This window comes from Pseudomonas vanderleydeniana, from assembly GCF_014268755.2.
GTDB classification, from domain to species: domain Bacteria; phylum Pseudomonadota; class Gammaproteobacteria; order Pseudomonadales; family Pseudomonadaceae; genus Aquipseudomonas; species Aquipseudomonas vanderleydeniana.
The window spans coordinates 6,049,567-6,069,054 of sequence record NZ_CP077093.1; the positions used below are offsets into that span (position 1 = coordinate 6,049,567).

Here is a 19,488-nt window from a genome sequence, read left to right on the forward strand (position 1 = left end):
ATTACCGAGGCTCGGGCAGAAGATCACGCAAGAAATAAGGCATTTTGCCATTATTTCGAACGACTCATGGCCCTGAAAACCTCTACATGAAAAGCCAACATGTACAAGTTCATTGAAGGGCTATCGGCCGGTTTGACCAAAGCTATAGCAGCGGACCATTGAAACCGCCAACGGATCTCCCCATCTAACCTGCATACTCAACTGTGCAGGTGCCCCAATGAGCAACCAGCAGGAATTCCCCGATCATCCGACCCAGCAGGCCGATGCGCCAGACCGCCACGACCCGGCCGACGACTCTCGCGGGTCCTCCGGCACCAGCCTGGCGCTGCCTGGACAGAACCTGCCGGACACGGCCTACATCATCCCGATTCACAATCGCCCGTTCTTTCCTGCCCAGGTCCTGCCGGTCATCGTCAACGAAGAGCCCTGGGCCGAAACCCTGGAACTGGTGAGCAAGTCCGACCATCACTCCCTGGCGCTGTTCTTCGTCGATACCCCGACCGAGGATACCCGCCACTTCGACACCACCAGCCTGCCGGAGTACGGCACCCTGGTGAAGGTCCACCATGCCAGCCGCGAGAGTGGCAAGCTGCAGTTCGTCGCGCAGGGCCTGACCCGCGTGCGCATCCGCACCTGGCTCAAGCACCACCGCCCGCCCTACCTGGTGGAACTCGAATACCCGCACCAGCCGAGCGAACCGACCGACGAGGTGAAGGCCTACGGCATGGCCCTGATCAATGCGATCAAGGAACTGCTGCCGCTCAACCCGCTCTACAGCGAGGAGCTGAAGAACTACCTCAACCGCTTCAGCCCCAACGATCCGTCGCCGCTGACCGACTTCGCCGCCGCCCTGACCTCGGCCACCGGCAACGAGCTGCAGGAAGTGCTCGATTGCGTACCGATGCTCAAGCGCATGGAGAAGGTCCTGCCGATGCTGCGCAAGGAGGTCGAGGTCGCGCGCCTGCAGAAAGAGATCTCCGCCGAGGTGAACCGCAAGATCGGTGAGCACCAGCGCGAGTTCTTCCTCAAGGAACAGCTCAAGGTCATCCAGCAGGAACTGGGACTGACCAAGGACGACCGCAGCGCCGACATCGAACAGTTCGAACAGCGCCTGGAGGGCAAGACTTTGCCGGCCCATGCGCAAAAGCGCATCAGCGAGGAAATGGGCAAGCTGGCGATCCTCGAAACCGGCTCGCCGGAATACGCCGTTACCCGCAACTACCTGGAATGGGCCACCGCCCTGCCGTGGGGTGTGTACGGTGAAGACAAGCTCGATCTCAAGCACGCGCGCAAGGTGCTGGACCGTCACCATGCCGGCCTGGATGACATCAAGTCACGAATTCTCGAATTCCTCGCCGTCGGTGCCTACAAGGGCGAGATCAGCGGCTCGATCGTGCTGCTGGTGGGTCCACCGGGCGTGGGCAAGACCAGCGTCGGCAAGTCCATCGCCGAGTCCCTGGGCCGGCCGTTCTTCCGTTTCAGCGTCGGCGGCATGCGCGACGAGGCCGAGATCAAGGGCCATCGGCGCACCTACATCGGCGCCCAGCCGGGCAAGCTGGTGCAGGCACTCAAGGAAGTCGAGGTGATGAACCCGGTGATCATGCTCGACGAGATCGACAAGATGGGGCAGAGCTACCAGGGCGACCCGGCTTCGGCGCTGCTGGAAACCCTCGACCCCGAGCAGAACGTCGACTTCCTCGACCACTACCTGGACCTGCGCCTGGACCTGTCGAAAGTGCTGTTCGTCTGTACTGCCAACACCCTGGATTCGATTCCCGGGCCGTTGCTCGACCGCATGGAAGTGATTCGCCTCTCGGGCTACATCACCGAGGAAAAACTGGCGATCGCCAAGCGCCATCTGTGGCCCAAGCAACTGGAGAAGGCCGGCGTGGCGAAAACCAGCCTGTCGATCAGCGACAGCGCCCTGCGCGCGGTGATCGACGGCTATGCCCGCGAGTCCGGCGTGCGCCAGCTGGAAAAACAGCTGGGCAAGCTGGTACGCAAGGCGGTGGTCAAGCTGCTGGAGGCGCCGGACAGCGTCATCAGGATCGGACCCAAGGACCTGGAAGCCTCGTTGGGCATGCCGGTGTTCCGCAACGAGCAGGTACTCAGCGGTACCGGCGTGATCACCGGCCTGGCCTGGACCAGCATGGGTGGTGCGACATTGCCGATCGAGGCGACGCGTATCCACACGCTCAACCGCGGCTTCAAGCTGACCGGGCAGTTGGGAGACGTGATGAAAGAGTCGGCGGAAATCGCCTACAGCTACGTCGGCTCGCACCTCAAGCAGTTCGGCGGTGACCCACGGTTCTTCGATGAAGCCTTCGTCCACCTGCATGTGCCGGAAGGCGCCACGCCCAAGGATGGCCCGAGTGCCGGGGTGACCATGGCCAGTGCCCTGCTGTCGCTGGCCCGCAACCAGCCGCCGAAGAAAGGCGTGGCCATGACCGGGGAACTGACACTGACCGGGCACGTGTTGCCGATCGGCGGAGTGCGCGAGAAGGTGATCGCGGCACGCCGGCAGAAGATTCACGAACTGATCCTGCCGGAAGCCAACCGCGGCCACTTCGAGGAATTGCCGGACTATCTCAAGGAAGGCATGACCGTGCACTTCGCCAAGCGTTTTGCCGATGTGGCAAAAGTGCTTTTCTGACCCGCTTTAGCGCCAGTCCATCACCTGATGCGTCCCACGCCCTGCGTGGGAACGCCCTCGCCTGAGGCTGCGCGTGACATACCAGCGCCCCTGTCGCCAGCGGGCAGCCTCGATCCTGTCCATGGCATCACGCGCATCTTGATCGTTCCCACGCGCCGCGTGGGAATGCCTCCCTTGACGCTCCGCGTCCCCCCTGCGCCGCTACCCGCCAGGACAGCATCGATCCAGCCCATCGCATCGGCCGCATCTTGGGTTATGCTCCAACATCGCTGTAATGATTGGAGACACTATGACCCCGACTCGTCTATTGCTTGCGTCAAGCCTTGTGCTACTCACCGCCTGTGCACAACAACCGCGCCAGAACGTGACCGTGGAAAACCAGCGTGACTGCCCGATGCAGCTCAAGAACGGGCAGAACATGATTCTCAGCCTGCCCAGCAATCCCACCACCGGCTATCGCTGGGCCATCCAGGATTCCGCTGGCGGCGTGTTGAAGAGCCTTGGGCCCGAGGTCTACCACAACCCGGAAAACAGCGACATGATCGGCGCCGCCGGCCAATCGACCTGGCGCTTCCAGGCCTTCGCCACCGGCACCGGTCGCCTGCGCCTGACCTACCAACAGCCCTGGGAACCGGAAGTCCCGCCGGTACAGAGCTTCGACTGTCCGATCGTGGTGAACTGACATGCCTTGGCTGATTCTCGCCCTGATGGGCGCCGTCGCGTTCCTGTATGGGCTGAGTATCGACTCGCCACTGATCTGCCTGCTGACCAAACCCCTGCCGGTGCTGGCCCTGCTCGGTTGGCTGCATGATGCGCCGGGGGGCGAGTATCGCCGTTGGCTCGCGCTGGGCCTGGTGTTTTCGCTGCTCGGCGACATCCTGCTGGCCTGGCCAGGCGACCTGTTCGTGTTCGGCCTCGGTGCCTTCCTGGTCGCCCACCTTTGCTACCTCAAGGCCTACCTCGGCGATTGCCGGCGCCTGGCCCCGGCCCAACTGGTCGTCGCCCTGCTCATCGGCGCCGCCCTGCTCGGCGTGCTGATGTCCAAGGGCCTGGGCGAGTTGCTGATTCCGGTCAGCGTGTATGCCCTGGCCATCAGTTGCATGCTCTGGCGGGCCCTGGCGCGACTGGGCAGCGACGTGCCAAGACGCTCGGCACAACTGGCTGCCGGCGGTGCGCTGGTGTTCGCCTTCTCCGACAGCCTGATCGGCATCGACCGCTTCGTGGTCAAGTTCGCCGCCGCGCCCTACCTGATCATCATTGCCTACTGGATCGGCCAATGGGGCATCGCCGCCTCGGCGTTCTCCCAGAAGGTCGCCAGACAGGAACCGGGCTTCGCCTGAAGCCCGCCCTGCGGCCACGCACGCTTTATCCGACAAACCGCGCATCCCGGCGCCAACTTGGCTAAAATGCCGACCCTTTTTCGATTGTCGCCGGAACCGCCGTGAGCAAAGAACCCGATCGCCTTTTCGCCCAGCCCCTGGCCCAAGTGCCGGACTTCGCCTTCAACGAAGATGTGGTGCGGGTGTTCCCGGACATGATCAAGCGCTCGGTTCCCGGCTACCCGACCATCGTCGAGAACCTTGGCGTGCTCGCCGCGCAGTTCGCCCAGCCGGGCAGCGTGCTTTACGACCTCGGCAGTTCCCTCGGCGCGGTGACCCAGTCGCTGCGTCGGCATGTGCGCAATGACGGCTGCCGGGTGATCGCGGTGGATAACTCCACGGCGATGGTCGAGCGCTGCCGCGAATACCTCAACGCCCAGGACTCGATGTTCCAGGAGCTGTTGCCGGTGGAAGTGATCGAAGGCGATATCCTCGCCCTGGACTTCCGCCCGGCCTCGGTGGTGGCGCTGAACTTCACCCTGCAATTCATCGCCCCGGAGCAGCGCCTGGCCCTGCTCGGGCGCATCCGCCAGGCACTGCTGCCCGGTGGCGCCCTGATCCTCTCGGAGAAGCTGCGCTTCAACGACCCCGAGGAGCATGCGCTGCTCACCGACCTGCATATCGCCTTCAAGCGCGCCAATGGCTACAGCGAACTGGAAATCGCCCAGAAACGCAGTGCCATCGAGAACGTGATGAAACCCGACAGCCTCGAGGAACACCGCGCACGCCTGCTGGCGGCGGGCTTCTCGAAAGTCGTGCCCTGGTTCCAATGCCTTAACTTTGCCTCGTTGATTGCCCTGCCATGATTGATCTGTCCCCCCTTGCCAGCCGCCTGGCACGTACTCCCCTGGCCGAATGGGCCAACGGCCTGCAGGCCCAGCTCGATACCCGGCTGGAGAAAGGTCATGGCGACCTTGAGCGTTGGCAGGGTGCGCTCGATGCCTTGCCAGCACTGGAACCGACGACGATCGACCTGCTCGGCGGCCTGACCCTGGACAGCGACTGCGACGACGCGACCCGCGCCCAGGTGCGTAGCGCACTGATGGGCCTGAGTCCGTGGCGCAAGGGGCCCTTCGACCTGTTCGGCGTGCATGTCGATACCGAGTGGCGTTCAGACTGGAAATGGTCGCGGGTCGCCCCGCACCTGGACCTCAAGGGCAAGCGCATCCTCGACGTCGGCTGCGGCAACGGCTACTACATGTGGCGCATGCTCGGTGCCGGCGCCGACACGGTGATCGGCGTCGACCCGAACTGGCTGTTCTTCTGCCAGTTCCAGGCGGTCCAGCGCTATCTGGCACAGGAAGCGGCCTGGCACCTGCCCTTCCCGTTCGAGGACCTGCCAGCGAACCTGGAAGGTTTCGACACGGTGTTTTCCATGGGGGTGTTCTACCATCGGCGCTCGCCGATCGAGCACCTGCTGGCGCTGAAGGATTGCCTGGTCAAGGGCGGCGAACTGGTGCTGGAGACCCTGGTGATCGAAGGTGACGCGAACCAGGTGCTGGTACCCGAGGACCGCTACGCGCAGATGCGCAACGTCTGGTTCCTGCCCTCGGTTCCGGCGCTGGAGCGCTGGCTGCGGCGGGCCGGGTTCAGCGATGTACGCTGCGTGGACGTGAGCCTGACCAGTATCGAGGAACAGCGGGCGACCGAATGGATGAAGTACCAGTCGCTGAGCGACTTCCTCGACCCGAACGACCACGGCAAGACCATCGAGGGCCTGCCGGCGCCGATGCGCGCAGTGATCGTCGCGCGCAAGTAGGCTCCATTCATGGTGAACCCGCCCTGGTCATGAGCCGCACTGTGTGGCGAGCGAGCTTGCCCGCGCAGGGGCGCCCAGCGCCCCTGAACCCAGGATAGGCATTCCTCAAGGAGGAATGGGTTGGCTGGCTTACGGCTGCCTCGCAGCCGAGCGCGGGCAAGCCCGCTCGCCACAGGGGATGTGCAACGCCTGAACAGATCGACTCAGGCCTTGCCGCGGCGGGCCTTGAAGAACTCGCTGAGGATGGTCCCGCATTCCTCGGCGAGCACCCCGCCCTCGAACAGCACCCGGTGGTTGAGAAAGCCCTGGGTGAAGAACTGCCCCTGGCTCTGCACGATTCCCGCCTTGGGCTCCAGGGCGCCGTAGACCACCCGTGCAATCCGCGAATGAACGATCAACCCGGCGCACATGCTGCACGGTTCCAGCGTCACGTAGAGGGTGCTGCCCGGTAGCCGGTAGTTGCTCACCGCCTGGGCCGCCGCGCGGATGGCGACCATCTCGGCATGGGCGCTCGGGTCGCTGCCGCTGATCGGGCAGTTGAAGCCGCGGCCGATGATCTCGCCGTCCTGGACCAGTACCGCACCGACCGGCACCTCGCCCAGCGCCGCGCCCTGGGCGGCCAACGCCAGTGCCTCGCGCATGAAATCCTGATCGCGGCTGCGATCGATGATCGCCGCCGGGCGAATCTGCCGCATCACGCCACCTCGATGGCGGCCATCAGGCCGGTTTCCATGTGGTCGATCACATGGCAATGGAACATCCACACCCCCGGGTTATCCGCCACCAGCGCCACCCGCGCACGCTCGTTCTTGCCCAGCAGGTAGGTGTCGGTGAAGTACGGAACGATCGTCTTGCGGTTCGAGGCAAGTACCTTGAAGCTCATGCCGTGCAAGTGGATCGGGTGCTGGTACTGGGTCATGTTCTTCAATTCGAAAATGTAGCTCTTGCCCTTCTGCAACTTGGCGATGGGCCGGTCGGCGCAGGTCTTGTCGGTGATGTCCCAGGCCTTGCCGTTGATCTGCCAGAGGCTGGGCGGCTTGCCATTATCGACGTTCACCGAAACCGAGCCAACCCACTCGAAATTGAAGTTGAGCTTTTCGGCATTGGCCAGGTCCGGCTCGGCAATCGGGTTGGCCGGCAACGCCGGTGGCCACTGGCTCGGTGCGTCGTTGTTGGCCACCGAACGGAAGGTGCCCAGTCGGATCGGACCGTTGCGCAGGGCCAGTTCCTCACCGGCCGGCGGCGCCTTGATCGCCAGGCAGATGCGCATGCCCGGGCCAAGCCAATACTCCTTGCCCAGGGGCCGCGGCTCGACCGGGTTGCCGTCCAGCGCATAGATCTGCGCCTCGGCATCCGGGATGTTGATACGGTAGGTCAGGGTGTTGTCGAGGTTGAGCAGGCGCACCCGGGTAATCTGCCCGGCCGGCAACTCGACCACGGCCTGCGATACACCGTTGATCGTCGACAGCCGCCCCGCCGTGCCGCCACGGGCGGCTTCACGGGGAATGCTGAATGGCAGGAAGGCGCCTTCCTCATCGACATGCCAGCTTTTCAGGCTGAGCGTGCGTTCATGGCGGAACCCGGTCGGCTCGCGCTCCTCGATGATCAGCGGCCCGACCAGCCCGCGCCCCAGCTCCTCGCTGCTGCTGACGTGAGGGTGGTACCAGTAGCTGCCGGCATCCGGCACGCGGAACTTGTAGTCGAAGTACTCGCCGGGCAGCACCGGCAGTTGCGAAACGTACGGGACACCATCCATCTCCAGCGGCAGGCGGATGCCATGCCAGTGGATGGTGGTGGCCACCGGCAGGTGGTTGATGAAACGCACCCGCAACCATTCACCCTGGCGCACCCGCAACTCGGTACCTGGCGCCGTCGGGCCGAATGCCCAGGCCGGGGTCTTGTGCCCAGCCACCAACTCGACATCCAGCGGTGCGGCGATCAGTTCATAGTCATGCCCGGCTTCGGCGTCGGCCATCTTCCCCAGCCAGTAGCGCGACGCACCACCGGCCCCTACACCTACTACCGCAAGGCCGACCAGGCCACCGAGTATTTGTCGACGGGAAAAAGACATGAACCCAACCACCTCACCGAATCAGCCGCAAGCTCACCGCTCGCAAAAGGCGAATACGATACACCCGCAGTTGAGAAACGGTAAGGGCGGAGTGGCAATGGGCCGCAAGCCCGGCGCATGACACGGCCCCCTTCGCATGGCCCCGTGTAGGAGCCGGCTTGCCGGCGATAGCGATCTGTCAGTCAATATATTTCTGGCTGAGCCACCGCGATCGCCAGCAAGCCGGCTCCTACAGGCCTCGGCGCTCGATGGTTTGTGGACAGGCCCTCAAGCCTTTTCCGCATGCCTGGAATCGAGTCCCATCAACAGATGAACCACGCCATCCCTCAAGGCCATCACCCCCGGCACGCCCGCCTTGCGCAGGGCCGCCTGATCAAGCCGGCTGGCATCATGCAACTCGACCCGCAACCGCGTCAGCGCCACCCGCTGGCGGGACTTGAGGTTGGCCTCGCCTCCCAGCGCCGCCAGTACCGGCTCGGCAAGAACCATTGCCTCCACCGGCACCGAATCGTCACGGGCCTGTGCAACCGCCTGCTCCGGCACCAGGTCCGGGGTCAGGGCCTTCCAGAAGGCCTGCCTGAATGTCTCGAACATGCTCAATGCTCCAATACCGGCGTGGCCGCCGTCGCCTGTTGATGATCACGCAGAATCCCGCGCACCTGTTCGGCACCTTCCTGGTCGAGGACCTGATCGACCAGGACTCGGCACTGCTGCAGGTTGACTTCCCGCACCGCCGCCTTGATCGATGGGATCAACGGAACGCTGACCGACAACTCATCCACCCCCAGCCCCAGCAACACCGGGACGGCCAGCACCTCGGAGGCCAACGCACCGCACACGCCGACCCACTTGCCATGGGCATGGGCGGCCTTGACGGTGCTGGCGATCAGGCGCAGCACTGCTGGATGCAGGCTGTCGGCCTGGCTCGCCAGTTGCGGATGGTCACGGTCCATTGCCAGGGTGTATTGGGTCAGGTCGTTGGTACCGATGGAGAAGAAGTCCACCTCCGGCGCGAACCGGTCGGCCATCAGCGCCGCTGCCGGCACCTCGATCATGATTCCCAGCTTGGGCAACTCGGCAATGCCCAGCGCCCGCGCTTCCTCGACCAGCAGTTGGCGGGCCTCGCGCAGCTCGGACAGCCGGGTGATCATCGGCAGCATGATATGCAGCCGCGTCTGCCCGGCACAGGCGAGGATCGCCCGCAGTTGCTGCCGCAGCAGCTCAGGACGCTGCAGGCACAGGCGAATGCCGCGTATGCCGAGGAACGGGTTGGCCTCGCCGTCCATCGGGACATAGGCCAACGGCTTGTCGCCGCCCACGTCGAGGGTACGTACCACCAGGTTGCGCTCGGGGCCCAGGGCCTGGGCCATCGCCTGGTAGGTCGCAGCCTGCTCCTCGACGCTCGGCGCGCTGCTGCGCTCCAGGTAGAGGAACTCCGAGCGCAACAGGCCAACCCCTTCGCCCCCCAGCGCCAGGGACTGCTCGACCTCTTCCAGCGAAGCGACGTTGGCCGTCACCTCGATGTGCTGGCCGTCGCGGGTGATCGCGGCGTGATGGGCAAGTTCGCTGTCACGCTCGCGGCGTTCACGCTGCTGCTCGCGCTTGGCCAGCAATTGCTGGATATCCGCGTCCTCAGGCGTGAGATGCAATTGCCCAAGATCGGCATCGAGCAACACCGGGGTGCCATTGGCGACCTCCAGCACCTGCGCCGGCAGGCCACACAGGGCGGGCAGCCCCAGGGCCCGGGCGAGAATCGCGACATGACTGGTCGCACCGCCACCCACCGTGGCGAAACCCAACACCCGCCGGGTGTCCAGGCTGGCCGTCTGCGACGGCGTGAGCTGGTCGGCGATCAGGATCGTATCGTCCGGCAATACCTGCGCACGCGCTTCGGCACCCAGGATCAGCCGCAGCACACGCTGGCCGACATCCAGCAGATCCAGGGCGCGCTCCACCAGCAGTTCGTTGCCAAGGCGCTTGAACAAGGCTGCCGTATCCTCGGTAGCCCCACGCCAGGCAAAGGCTGCACTCTTGCCCTGCCCCAGCAACAGTTGGGCCTGCTCCAGCAGTTCCGGATCCTCCAGCAGCTCCTGATGGGCGCGAAAAATCTCGGCCTGGGCACTGCCCGCCGCCCCCTCCTGCAGAGTCTGCAATTCTCGGGCTGCCTGGGCCAGGGCTCCCTCCAGGAGTCCCCTCTCCCGCTCCTCGCCAGCGCCCGCCTCCGGAATATTCAGGACCTGCTCGGACAGTTGCATCACCTGGCCCAGAGCCGTACCCGGCGAGGCACAGACGCCACGGAGCAGGCTCAGGCTGGAGGTCACCGGGGCATCGAAGGTTTCCACCGGTGCCTCGGCCGCCGCCGTTTCGCCGCATCCCTCGGCAATCAGCGCCACCAGGCTATCGAGCGCCGCCTGGGCATCCTCGCCCGCCGCACTGAGCTGCAGCACATCGCCCTTGACCGTCTGCAGGGCCATGATCGCCACCAGCGACTTGGCATTGGCGCTGCTCTGGTGCTTGTGCAACTGGATACTGGCGGCAAACCCCTTGGCCGCCTGGGCCAGGACCGCCGCCGGACGGGCATGCAGACCGTTCGCATTGGGCAGGATCAGCGGTTTGGAAAACAGCGCCTCACCCTCTTCCTGCCGGGTCGCAACCTCGGCAGGCGTCCGCGCTCCCAGGCACAGCAGCGGTTGGCCAGTGTCGACCACCCCGTCTACCAACGCGGTGAAAGGCTCGCCACTGACCACCAGCACCAGCGTCAGCAGGCTACGGGCATGCAGGGCCAGGTAATCGGCATCGAACTCGATCAGCACCTGCCCCGCCTCGACCGATTCGCCTTCGCGGACCCGTGCGGTGAACCCCTTGCCCGCCAGGTTCACGGTGTCCAGGCCGATGTGCATCAGCACCTGCACGCCCTGCTCGTCGGTGATGCTGACGGCATGCCCGCTGTCCTGGATGTTGCTGACCACTCCAGACAGCGGCGCACAGAGCACGCTGGAAGTCGGATCGATGCACACGCCATCGCCGATCAGGCGACCGGAAAATACCGGATCGGGCACCTGGTCCAGTGGCAACAGTACACCGGACAGCGGAGCCAGCAGTTCCAGGGAAGGAATTGCGCTCATGAAATCACCTTCTGATTGTTGTTCCGTGACGCGCCGACGGGCCGTACCCATCGGCATGGGAGCTATTTCCACCAGTACTCGACCTGCACGCCGAAGTTGGAGCCGTGCAGTGCATTGCCGAACGCGCCGCTGTCGGACAGCGCGGAGCCGGCCGCCAGTTCGTTGGCCGCACGTTGTGCCGCCGCGTTCCAACTGGCGTAGGTGTAGTAGAGACGGACTTCGGGACGTGCCCAGAAATCCGGCCCCTTCGGCGACCAGGTCGGTGCGAAGGTGAACTTGCTGAGCTTGCGAGTGCCGCCCGGCGCCTCGATCTGGTCATGTCCCAGCTCGGTCACCAGCTTGAACTGCTCGGTGATCGCATAGGCCGGACGCACGCCCAGGGAAATCCAGTTCTGGTCCTGGCCATCGGGACGGATGTCCTTCTGGTACACCGCCTCGAACTGGCCACCGAAGCGCGGTGTCAGTTGCCAGTCGAAGAACTCCACGGCCCGGTAGCTTTTGCTGCTGGTATCCAGGTGCGGGTCGCCGGTGTAGCCAAGGCCGGTCCCCGGCCCCTCGCCGTATTGCAGGGCGAACTTGTTCTTGCCGCCCAGGAAGTTCTTCTGCACGTGCTGCGCAGTGATCGCCCAGCCCTGATGGGTATCGCTGCGGCGCGGAGCATCGATGTAGCTGACACCGAACTCCAGCTCGCCGTCGGGGTTGACCTTGAAGCCGGCGACGTTGAAGTCGTGCCGGTTGAGGTAGTCCTTCTGGTACAGGTTGTCCTTGCGCGAGAAGGCGTAGCTGTACTTGAGGTCACCGATCAGCACGTCCTCGATACCGCCGCCGGTGGCGCTCTGGTTCCAGTAGTAGAAGTCGGAGATGTGGATATCGTTACGTTTGTAGTAGCGGCGCCCGGCCCACAGCGAACCACCGTTGAGCGAGGGCATGTTGGACCACTGGGCATACATCTGCGGCATGCGCGCAGCCCCGTTCTCGCCGTCGAAACTGAGGTTGCGGCCATAGCGGTTGTACAACGAGGCCATGGCATCGACGCTCAGCACCGAACCGTCATCGAGGGTCGCCAGGTCCTGGCGCAGTTCCAGCTCGGCGTACTGTTCGCACTCGTTGCCCAGGCGATATTTGGACGGTGCCCCCGGCAGTTGGAAACAACTCTGCTTGCCGCCGCTGGTCGAGCCACCGATGCCGCTGCGCAGGTACCCGGCAAACTCCAGGGCCTCGGCCGGAAACGGCAACCCCAGGCAGACACAGGAAACCAACAGACCTCTACTGATTGTCTTCATGAACCACTCCGCTGTTCTCATTGTTTTTATTGTTGAGTTCAGTGTTCGATTTTCAGACGCAGCCTCCCTGAATACGATCCGGTGAGAACTGCATTTGATGAACGACTTTTCCTATTTTTCTGAAAGGCAAAGAACAAATGACTCATAGGGACGCAGGAAAAGTTCCCGATTTCTGACCGGGCAATCCGAGTAGTTGCTGATCAACAGACGTTGCTGCTGTCCCTGCTCGAACACCCCCTGGGGTAGAACGACCTCGCAACTGTCGGCGTAGAAGTTGCTCACCACCAGCAGAAGCTCACCCTGGCCTTCACGCACATAGGCCCAGACCTGTGGATGTTCGGGCAGCAGCTGGCGATAGCTGCCTTCGACCATCAGTGCTTCGCTGCGGCGCAATTCCACCAGCCGGCGATAGTGATGCAGCACCGAGTCCGGGTCTTCGAGCTGCTGTTCGACATTGATCCAGGAGGCATTCTCAGGGAGGTCGATCCAGGGCTGCGCCGAGCTGAAACCGGCATTCGGGCCGGCCGTCCACTGCATGGGCGTACGTCCGTTGTCGCGGGATTTCTGCATGATCGCCGCCATGCTCTGCTCCTGCGACTGGCCGGCCTCGCGCTGGATGCGGTAGATGTTCAGGGTCTCGACATCCCGGTACTGGTCGATGTGCCCGAACCCCGGGTTGGTCATCCCCAGCTCTTCCCCCTGGTAGATGTAGGGCGTGCCCTGAAGAAAGTGCAGCGCGGTGGCGAGCATCTTCGCCGAGACCGTGCGGTGTTCACCGTCATCGCCAAAGCGCGAAACCACCCGCGGCTGGTCGTGGTTGCACCAGAACAGCGCGTTCCAGCCACCACCGGCCTGCATGCCAAGCTGCCAGTCGGAGAGGATGCGCTTGAGTTCGAGGAAATCGAAGTCGGCCCGCACCCACTTTTCCATGTTCGGGTAGTCGACCTTCAAGTGATGGAAGTTGAAGGTCATCGACAGTTCGCGGGACTCCGGCCGCGAGTAGCGAATGCAATGTTCCAGGCTGGTGGAGGACATCTCGCCAACACTGACCAGGTCATGGCCGGCGAACACCTCGCGGTGCATTTCCTGCAGGTACTGATGAACATTCGGACCGTCGGTGTAGAAACGCCGGCCATCGGAGGCATCATCGGGAAAGTCCTTGGGCTTGGAGATCAGGTTGATCACGTCCAGGCGGAAGCCACCGACGCCCTTGTCGCGCCAGAAGCGCATCATCCGGAAGACTTCCTCACGCACCCGGGGGTTGTCCCAGTTCAGGTCGGCCTGGGTGTGATCGAACAGGTGCAGGTAGTACTGGCCGGTCTGTGCCTCGTACTCCCAGGCGTTGCCACCGAACTTCGAATGCCAGCTGTTCGGTTGGTCGCGCCAGATATAGAAGTCGCGGTACGGGTTGTCGAGGCTGCTACGGGCCTGTTGGAACCAGACGTGTTCGGTGGACGTATGGTTGACCACGATGTCGAGCATCAGACGGATCCCGCGCTTGCCGGCCTCGGCAATCAGCAGCTCGCAATCGGCCATGGAGCCATAGATCGGGTCGATGGCGTAGTAATCGCTGATGTCATAGCCGTTGTCGCGTTGCGGCGAACGCAGGAACGGCGTCAGCCACAGATAGTCGACACCCAGCCATTTCAGGTAGTCGAGCTTGTCGACCACCCCCAGCAGATCGCCGGTGGGCAGGCCGGCATGGCTGTGGAAGCTCTTCGGATAAATCTGGTAGATCACCGAGCGTTGCCAGTCTTGCATGGGAATTCCCTTGTGGTCAGTAAAGTCGAGATCAGGCGACGCGATAGCCGGGGCGCACGATCTTCAGGCTCAGCGCACAGGTCAGGGCGAAGGGCACGAGCATCGCGACGGCCATGCCGACGATGAACACCGGGATTGAATGCGGGGTGATCGAGATGAAACCCGGCAAGCCACCGACGCCGATGGCCGAGGCCAGCACCTTGTTCAGCGAGAGGAATACGCTGGCGATCGCCGAGCCGACCAGCGCGGCATAGAACGGGAACTTGTAGCGCAGGTTGACACCGAACATCGCCGGCTCCGTGATCCCGAAGTAGGCGGAAATCGCCGAGGTCGAGGCCATGCTGCGATCGCGGGCGTTGCGGCTCATGTAGAACACCGCGAGGGCCGCACTGCCCTGGGCCAGGTTGGACATCACGATCATCGGCCAGATGAAGGTACCGCCGTGGCCGGAGATCAGTTGCAGGTCCACCGCGAGGAACATGTGGTGCATGCCGGTGATCACCAGCGGCGCATACAGCAGGCCGAACACCGCGCCGCCGACGGCCGGGGCCACGTCGAACAGCCAGACCATCCCCTCGGTGATCAGGATGCCCAGGTGGCGGGTCACCGGGCCGATGATCGCCAGGGCCAGGACACCGGTGATGACGATGGTGGTGATCGGCACCACGAGCAGCTGGATGGCATTCGGTACCCGTGCGCGCAGCCATTTCTCGATCACGCTCATGACGTAGGCGGCCAGCAGGATCGGCAGGATCTGCCCCTGGTAGCCGACCTTCTCGATGCGGAACCAGCCGAAGATGTCGAAATACGGCAGGCTCTGGCCGTCGAGTCCGGCGACCGCCTTGCCGTAGTTCCAGGCGTTGAGCAGGTCGGGGTGGACCAGCATCAGGCCGAGGACGATGCCGAGAATCTCGCTGCCGCCGAAGCGCTTGGCCGCCGACCAGCCGACCAGCGCCGGCAGGAACACGAAGGAGGTGTTGGCCATCAGGTTGATCAGACTCCACAGACCATCCAGCGACGGATAGGCCTCGAGCAATGTCTTGCCGTCGACGAACATGCCCTTGGCGCCCATGAGGTTGTTAATCCCCATCAGCAGGCCGGCGATGATCAGCGCCGGCAGGATCGGCATGAACACATCGGAGAACACCCGCACCAGGCGTTGCATGGCGTTGCTCTTGTCGGCACCCGCCTTCTTCACGTCGGCGATGGTCGAGGCTGCAAGGCCAGTGGCCTCGCGCAGCGCGGCGTAGACCCGCTCCACCTCGCCAGGGCCGATGACGATCTGGAACAGCCCGCCGGTGAAGAACGAGCCCTTGACCAGGTCGATCGCGGACAGGGCACTTCGATCGACCTTGTTCGGGTCCTTGAGCGCCAGCCGCAGGCGAGTGACACAGTGGGCGGCCTGCTCGATGTTGTCGGCCCCGCCGAGACTCTGCAGCAGCTCGCGAGCGATATTCGGATAGTCGTGGCTCATGGTTTTCCTTCCGCGCTGATTGTTATTGGAGGTTGTCGCAGCACATGGGTGAAAAATACTCGTCTGTACGAGTTAAAGCAACAACTCGTACAGACGAGTTGAGCGTTTATTGGCAAAAGCCCCGACAAATGGACAAAGCCTCGACCTGCCCTTAAGGTTCCACTCCTTGGGACACCCCGTCCGCTACGCTGTTACCGGGCGATTTCCGATTCAGAGCGAACACCATGAGCAAATACAACCAGATCTATAGCGATCTGCTTGCCAGCATCACCACCGAGCAGTTGGAGAAAGGCGCCCGGCTCCCCTCGGAAACCGAGCTGATGGACAGCTACCAGGCGAGCCGCGGCACCGTGCGCAAGGCCATCGAGCAGTTGCAGGAACGGGGATTCGCCCAGAAGATCCACGGCAAGGGCACCTTCGTGCTGTCACGCAGCCCGATCGAGTTCCAGCTCGGTGGCATCGTCACCTTCCAGGAAGCCCACTCGAGCCTGGGCAACAACATCGGTACGGAAGTCGTGGAATTCAGCGAGGTACCGCTGGAGGGCTTCCTGCTGGAGCGCCTGCAGGGCGAGCCGGGCAGCCCGGTGATCTGCATCAAGCGGGTGCGCCGCATTGACGGCAAGCGGATCATTCTCGACATCAACCACTTCCTCGCCGACCTGATCCCCGGTCTGACCCGGGACATCGCCGAGCACTCGATCTACGCCTACATCGAACAGACCCTGCAACTGAACATCAGCTTCGCCCAGCGCACCATCGAAGCGGTACGCTGTGGCAAGGACGACCAGCAGCACCTGGACCTCGACGGTGCCAGCCACGTGATCGTGGTGAAGAACCAGACCTTCCTGCAGGACGGGCGGCAGTTCGAGTACACCGAATCGCGGCATACGTTGGACAAGTTCTACTTTTCGGATGTGGCGCGGCGCTGAGGCGCTGCCAGCCGACAACTCACAGCACCAGCGCCAGCAACTCGGGGTTTACCGCACCGAGCTTGCCGACAGCCTTGGTGAGGTTCACCTGCCGGGCCGCCTGCGCGGTCTCGAGCAATCGGGGCTGCAACTTATAACCCCGCCCATCCAGCCATTCCAGCACCGGCGCCAGATGCCAGACCGATGTGCTGCCCTGGTGGACCGCCAACGGAAAGCTATTCGAGTGATTGAGCATGAGTTTGCGAATATTCTGCCGGGAAACGCTGGCAATATCGGCGATATCGGTAAGCCCGACCAGGTCCGGCACCACTTCAATGACGTCATCAAGTCAGATGCCAATCGAAGTCTCTCGGCAGGTCAACCGGGAGATGAGCAACGCTTAACGCACTTAAAGCTGCCGGTATGGATGGAAAAGTGGAGCGATCAAAAGAAAAGTGCAGGACTAACCGCAAACCGCTTACTCAATGCCGCAATGTGGTCGCGGGTCAAGTTGCGGCCACGGCCATTGAGAATCTTGGACACCAGCGATTTGCTGCCGATTTCCGGCAGGTCGGCCACGCCCAGTCCATGTTGCTCCATCAGCAACCGAAGCACGTCAACGCCTCCCAACTTTGCCACCCGTGCGTTGAACGCCACAAACTCCTCAGACTCGTTTTCCCAACTCTCAATGGAGCGAGCCAGGATTTCGATCAGCGGACGGTTGACCTCATAGTCCTCAACCAGATCATCCATCAACGCCAACGCCTTGGCATAGTCGTCATCATTGGCTATGTGGCTAATGAAGCCCGCCTCGCTGAACAAGGCATAGGCTTTTTCCTTGATGGCGGCAAACCCCATATCAATCAGCCTCCTTCCGGTAACGTTTGCAAAGCTTGTCGTACTCGGCATGAGTCACGATGTGCTTGACGTACAGGCGGTTGTCGCGAAACTCGATGAAGGCAATCAGGCGAAGATTGTTGCCACCAATGTCGAGTACCCACCACTTATCCTTGTACTTGAAGTTGTCCAGTGATGGAAAAACCTTCCCTAGCGCCTGTGGTGTATCGAACTCGCCGGATCGCAAGACCCGATAGGTGCGGTCGATAGCTTCAACATCGTTTGGATAGGCGCTTGCTGCATCGCTGAACGGCTTTCTGGATATGACGTGCATGTCGTTTCATGCCCACGGATATAGAATGATAAAAAGTTGACATTTTGTCAACCGCGATTAGCCAGTCCAGCTTTCTGCATGAAACGCAGCCCGCTCTTGATCACCAAGGTCGGGTGCTCCGCGCTAGAGTTTCTTGAGTGTACAGAGATAGAAAACGCAAGAAGGCCAGTGTGTTTTCAGGATATTGCGACGGTTAGGAGCAGCGAACTTTCCTATAGCCAGAAACGACAATGGCGGTCGATACCGAGGCATCGACCGCCATTGCTTTAACGCTTTTCGCCTACATCAGGCGGGGATCATTCCCACTCGATAGTCGCCGGCGGCTTGCTCGACACATCGTAAGTCACGCGGGAAATACCTTCGATCTCGTTGATGATCCGGCTGCTGACGGTTTCCAGCAGTTCGTACGGCAGGTGCGCCCAGCGCGCGGTCATGAAGTCGATGGTCTCTACGGCACGCAGGGCCACGACCCAGGCGTAGCGACGGCCGTCACCGACCACACCCACCGATTTCACCGGCTGGAACACCACGAAAGCCTGGCTGACCTTGTGGTACCAATCGGCCTTGCGCAGTTCCTCGATGAAGATGTGGTCGGCGCGACGCAGCAGGTCGGCGTATTCCTTCTTCACTTCGCCGAGGATCCGCACGCCCAGGCCCGGGCCCGGGAACGGATGACGGTAGACCATGTCGTACGGCAGGCCAAGCTCCAGGCCGAGGCGACGGACCTCGTCCTTGAACAGCTCGCGCAGCGGCTCGACCAGCTTGAGGTTCATCTCTTCCGGCAGGCCACCGACGTTGTGGTGGGACTTGATCACGTGGGCCTTGCCACTCTTCGCGCCAGCCGATTCGATCACGTCGGGGTAGATGGTGCCCTGGGCCAGGAACTTGATGTTGTCCAGCTTGCAGGACTCGGCATCGAACACGTCGATGAAGGTACGGCCGATGATCTTGCGCTTCTTCTCCGGGTCGGCTTCGCCGGCCAGGTTGCCCAGGAACTGGTCCTCGGCGTTGGCACGGATCACCTTGACCCCCATGTTCTCGGCGAACATGGCCATTACCTGGTCACCTTCGTGCAGGCGCAGCAGGCCGTTGTCGACGAACACGCAGGTCAGCTGGTCGCCGATGGCCTTGTGCAGCAGCGCCGCAACCACCGAGGAGTCGACACCGCCGGACAGGCCCAGCAGGACGTTGTCGCTGCCGACCTGGGCACGAATGGTCGCGATGGCATCTTCGGCGATCTTCGAAGGAGTCCACAGAGCCTCGCAACCACAGATGTCGAGGATGAAGCGCGACAGGATGCGACCGCCCTGCTTGGTGTGGGTCACCTCAGGGTGGAACTGCACGCCGTAGTAGCGCAGGTCGTCGTTGAACATGCCGGCGATCGGGCAGCTCGGGGTGCTGGCCAGGATGTGGAAGTCTTCCGGCATCCGGGTGACCTTGTCACCGTGGCTCATCCACACGTCGAGACCGAACAGGCCGTCGGCGTCGACGTGGTCCTCGATACCGTCCAGCAGGCGGCTCTTGCCGACCACGTCGACGCGAGCGTAACCGAACTCACGCAGCTCCGAGCCCTCGACCTTGCCGCCCATCTGTTCGGCCATGGTCTGCATGCCGTAGCAGATACCGAAGACCGGCACGCCCAGGTCGAACACCGCCTGTGGGCAGCGTGGGCTGTTGGCTTCGTGTACCGACTCGGGGCCGCCGGCGAGGATGACGCCTTTGGGAGCGAATTCGCGAATCGCTTCGTCGTCCATGTCGAACGGATGCAGTTCGCAGTACACACCGATCTCACGCACGCGGCGGGCAATCAGTTGAGTGTACTGGGAACCGAAGTCGAGGATCAGGATGCGGTGGGCGTGAATGTCGAGGGCCATGGCTCATTCTCGTCTGTGAAATCAGAAACA

Annotated in this window: 17 protein-coding genes; 6 read left to right on the plus strand and 11 right to left on the minus strand. The window is 62.9% G+C overall.

The window, feature by feature from the left end; genetic code table 11:
• The first annotated feature begins 217 nt into the window (after positions 1 to 217).
• From lon to cmoB, 5 genes are all read left to right on the plus strand, one after another.
• On the plus strand, positions 218 to 2,653 hold the full coding sequence (gene lon, locus HU752_RS27200; RefSeq protein WP_225920074.1) for an endopeptidase La: 2,436 nt from the start codon (positions 218 to 220) through the stop codon (positions 2,651 to 2,653).
• Between the two features lie 289 nt (positions 2,654 to 2,942).
• Positions 2,943 to 3,335 carry a protease inhibitor I42 family protein gene (locus tag HU752_RS27205; protein ID WP_186678197.1) on the plus strand — a complete coding sequence of 131 codons (393 nt, stop codon included), beginning with the start codon at positions 2,943 to 2,945 and terminating at the stop codon, positions 3,333 to 3,335.
• A gap of 1 nt (position 3,336) precedes the next feature.
• Complete coding sequence (locus tag HU752_RS27210) at positions 3,337 to 3,993, plus strand: lysoplasmalogenase (protein ID WP_186678199.1); 657 nt, start codon at positions 3,337 to 3,339, stop codon at positions 3,991 to 3,993.
• A 101-nt stretch (positions 3,994 to 4,094) separates the two neighbouring features.
• Positions 4,095 to 4,838, plus strand: a complete 744-nt coding sequence (gene cmoA / locus HU752_RS27215; protein ID WP_186678200.1) for a carboxy-S-adenosyl-L-methionine synthase CmoA — start codon at positions 4,095 to 4,097, stop codon at positions 4,836 to 4,838.
• Entirely contained in the window at positions 4,835 to 5,791 is a 957-nt protein-coding gene (cmoB, locus tag HU752_RS27220; RefSeq protein ID WP_186678202.1) for a tRNA 5-methoxyuridine(34)/uridine 5-oxyacetic acid(34) synthase CmoB, read from the plus strand. Before cmoA ends, cmoB begins: the two co-directional genes overlap by 4 nt.
• A 203-nt stretch (positions 5,792 to 5,994) precedes the next feature.
• Here cmoB and tadA read toward each other — a convergent pair whose 3' ends face one another.
• The 7 genes from tadA to treP all read right to left on the minus strand — a co-directional run bounded on the left by tadA (position 5,995) and on the right by treP (position 15,505).
• Complete coding sequence (gene tadA / locus HU752_RS27225; RefSeq protein ID WP_186678205.1) at positions 5,995 to 6,486, minus strand: tRNA adenosine(34) deaminase TadA; 492 nt, start codon at positions 6,484 to 6,486, stop codon at positions 5,995 to 5,997.
• On the minus strand, positions 6,486 to 7,862 hold the full coding sequence (locus HU752_RS27230) for a multicopper oxidase family protein (RefSeq protein WP_186678208.1): 1,377 nt from the start codon (positions 7,860 to 7,862) through the stop codon (positions 6,486 to 6,488). Before HU752_RS27230 ends, tadA begins: the two co-directional genes overlap by 1 nt.
• A gap of 267 nt (positions 7,863 to 8,129) precedes the next feature.
• Positions 8,130 to 8,456: a PTS sugar transporter subunit IIB gene (locus HU752_RS27235; RefSeq protein WP_186678211.1), complete on the minus strand. Its 327-nt coding sequence runs from the start codon at positions 8,454 to 8,456 to the stop codon at positions 8,130 to 8,132.
• A gap of 2 nt (positions 8,457 to 8,458) precedes the next feature.
• The gene (gene ptsP, locus HU752_RS27240) at positions 8,459 to 10,987 is read right to left on the minus strand and encodes a phosphoenolpyruvate--protein phosphotransferase (protein ID WP_186678215.1); all 2,529 of its coding nucleotides are present in this window, start codon (positions 10,985 to 10,987) and stop codon (positions 8,459 to 8,461) included.
• A gap of 62 nt (positions 10,988 to 11,049) precedes the next feature.
• On the minus strand, positions 11,050 to 12,270 hold the full coding sequence (locus tag HU752_RS27245) for a maltoporin (protein ID WP_186678218.1): 1,221 nt from the start codon (positions 12,268 to 12,270) through the stop codon (positions 11,050 to 11,052).
• Between the two features lie 111 nt (positions 12,271 to 12,381).
• Complete coding sequence (gene treC / locus HU752_RS27250; protein WP_186678221.1) at positions 12,382 to 14,031, minus strand: alpha,alpha-phosphotrehalase; 1,650 nt, start codon at positions 14,029 to 14,031, stop codon at positions 12,382 to 12,384.
• A 31-nt stretch (positions 14,032 to 14,062) separates the two neighbouring features.
• The gene (gene treP / locus HU752_RS27255; protein WP_186678235.1) at positions 14,063 to 15,505 is read right to left on the minus strand and encodes a PTS system trehalose-specific EIIBC component; all 1,443 of its coding nucleotides are present in this window, start codon (positions 15,503 to 15,505) and stop codon (positions 14,063 to 14,065) included.
• A 224-nt stretch (positions 15,506 to 15,729) separates the two neighbouring features.
• Here treP and treR point away from each other — a divergent pair, with 224 nt between their 5' ends.
• A complete protein-coding gene (treR, locus tag HU752_RS27260; protein ID WP_186678237.1) occupies positions 15,730 to 16,434 on the plus strand; it encodes a trehalose operon repressor in 705 nt (234 codons plus the stop codon).
• A gap of 19 nt (positions 16,435 to 16,453) precedes the next feature.
• Here the strand turns inward: treR and HU752_RS27265 are convergent, their stop codons facing one another.
• From HU752_RS27265 to guaA, 4 genes are all read right to left on the minus strand, one after another.
• Entirely contained in the window at positions 16,454 to 16,744 is a 291-nt protein-coding gene (locus tag HU752_RS27265; protein ID WP_225920075.1) for a helix-turn-helix transcriptional regulator, read from the minus strand.
• A gap of 113 nt (positions 16,745 to 16,857) precedes the next feature.
• Positions 16,858 to 17,271, minus strand: a complete 414-nt coding sequence (locus HU752_RS27270; protein ID WP_017902440.1) for a helix-turn-helix domain-containing protein — start codon at positions 17,269 to 17,271, stop codon at positions 16,858 to 16,860.
• Position 17,272: 1 nt separating this feature from the next.
• The gene (locus HU752_RS27275; RefSeq protein ID WP_186678239.1) at positions 17,273 to 17,584 is read right to left on the minus strand and encodes a type II toxin-antitoxin system HigB family toxin; all 312 of its coding nucleotides are present in this window, start codon (positions 17,582 to 17,584) and stop codon (positions 17,273 to 17,275) included.
• 296 nt (positions 17,585 to 17,880) lie between these two features.
• Positions 17,881 to 19,458, minus strand: coding sequence for a glutamine-hydrolyzing GMP synthase (guaA, locus tag HU752_RS27280; protein ID WP_186678241.1), 1,578 nt, complete (start codon positions 19,456 to 19,458; stop codon positions 17,881 to 17,883).
• Between the last annotated feature and the right edge of the window lie 30 nt (positions 19,459 to 19,488).

Bases quoted from the DNA above. Each gene is read 5' to 3' on its own strand.
- HU752_RS27235 (WP_186678211.1), bottom strand. From the start codon at position 8,456: ATGTTCGAGACATTCAGGCAGGCCTTCTGGAAGGCCCTGACCCCGGAC.
- guaA (WP_186678241.1), bottom strand. From the start codon at position 19,458: ATGGCCCTCGACATTCACGCCCACCGCATCCTGATCCTCGACTTCGGT.
- lon (WP_225920074.1), top strand. From the start codon at position 218: ATGAGCAACCAGCAGGAATTCCCCGATCATCCGACCCAGCAGGCCGAT.
- HU752_RS27245 (WP_186678218.1), bottom strand. From the start codon at position 12,270: ATGAAGACAATCAGTAGAGGTCTGTTGGTTTCCTGTGTCTGCCTGGGG.
- cmoB (WP_186678202.1), top strand. From the start codon at position 4,835: ATGATTGATCTGTCCCCCCTTGCCAGCCGCCTGGCACGTACTCCCCTG.
- HU752_RS27205 (WP_186678197.1), top strand. From the start codon at position 2,943: ATGACCCCGACTCGTCTATTGCTTGCGTCAAGCCTTGTGCTACTCACC.
- HU752_RS27275 (WP_186678239.1), bottom strand. From the start codon at position 17,584: ATGCACGTCATATCCAGAAAGCCGTTCAGCGATGCAGCAAGCGCCTAT.
- ptsP (WP_186678215.1), bottom strand. From the start codon at position 10,987: ATGAGCGCAATTCCTTCCCTGGAACTGCTGGCTCCGCTGTCCGGTGTA.
- HU752_RS27230 (WP_186678208.1), bottom strand. From the start codon at position 7,862: ATGTCTTTTTCCCGTCGACAAATACTCGGTGGCCTGGTCGGCCTTGCG.
- HU752_RS27210 (WP_186678199.1), top strand. From the start codon at position 3,337: ATGCCTTGGCTGATTCTCGCCCTGATGGGCGCCGTCGCGTTCCTGTAT.
- tadA (WP_186678205.1), bottom strand. From the start codon at position 6,486: ATGCGGCAGATTCGCCCGGCGGCGATCATCGATCGCAGCCGCGATCAG.
- treP (WP_186678235.1), bottom strand. From the start codon at position 15,505: ATGAGCCACGACTATCCGAATATCGCTCGCGAGCTGCTGCAGAGTCTC.
- HU752_RS27270 (WP_017902440.1), bottom strand. From the start codon at position 17,271: ATGGGGTTTGCCGCCATCAAGGAAAAAGCCTATGCCTTGTTCAGCGAG.
- treR (WP_186678237.1), top strand. From the start codon at position 15,730: ATGAGCAAATACAACCAGATCTATAGCGATCTGCTTGCCAGCATCACC.
- treC (WP_186678221.1), bottom strand. From the start codon at position 14,031: ATGCAAGACTGGCAACGCTCGGTGATCTACCAGATTTATCCGAAGAGC.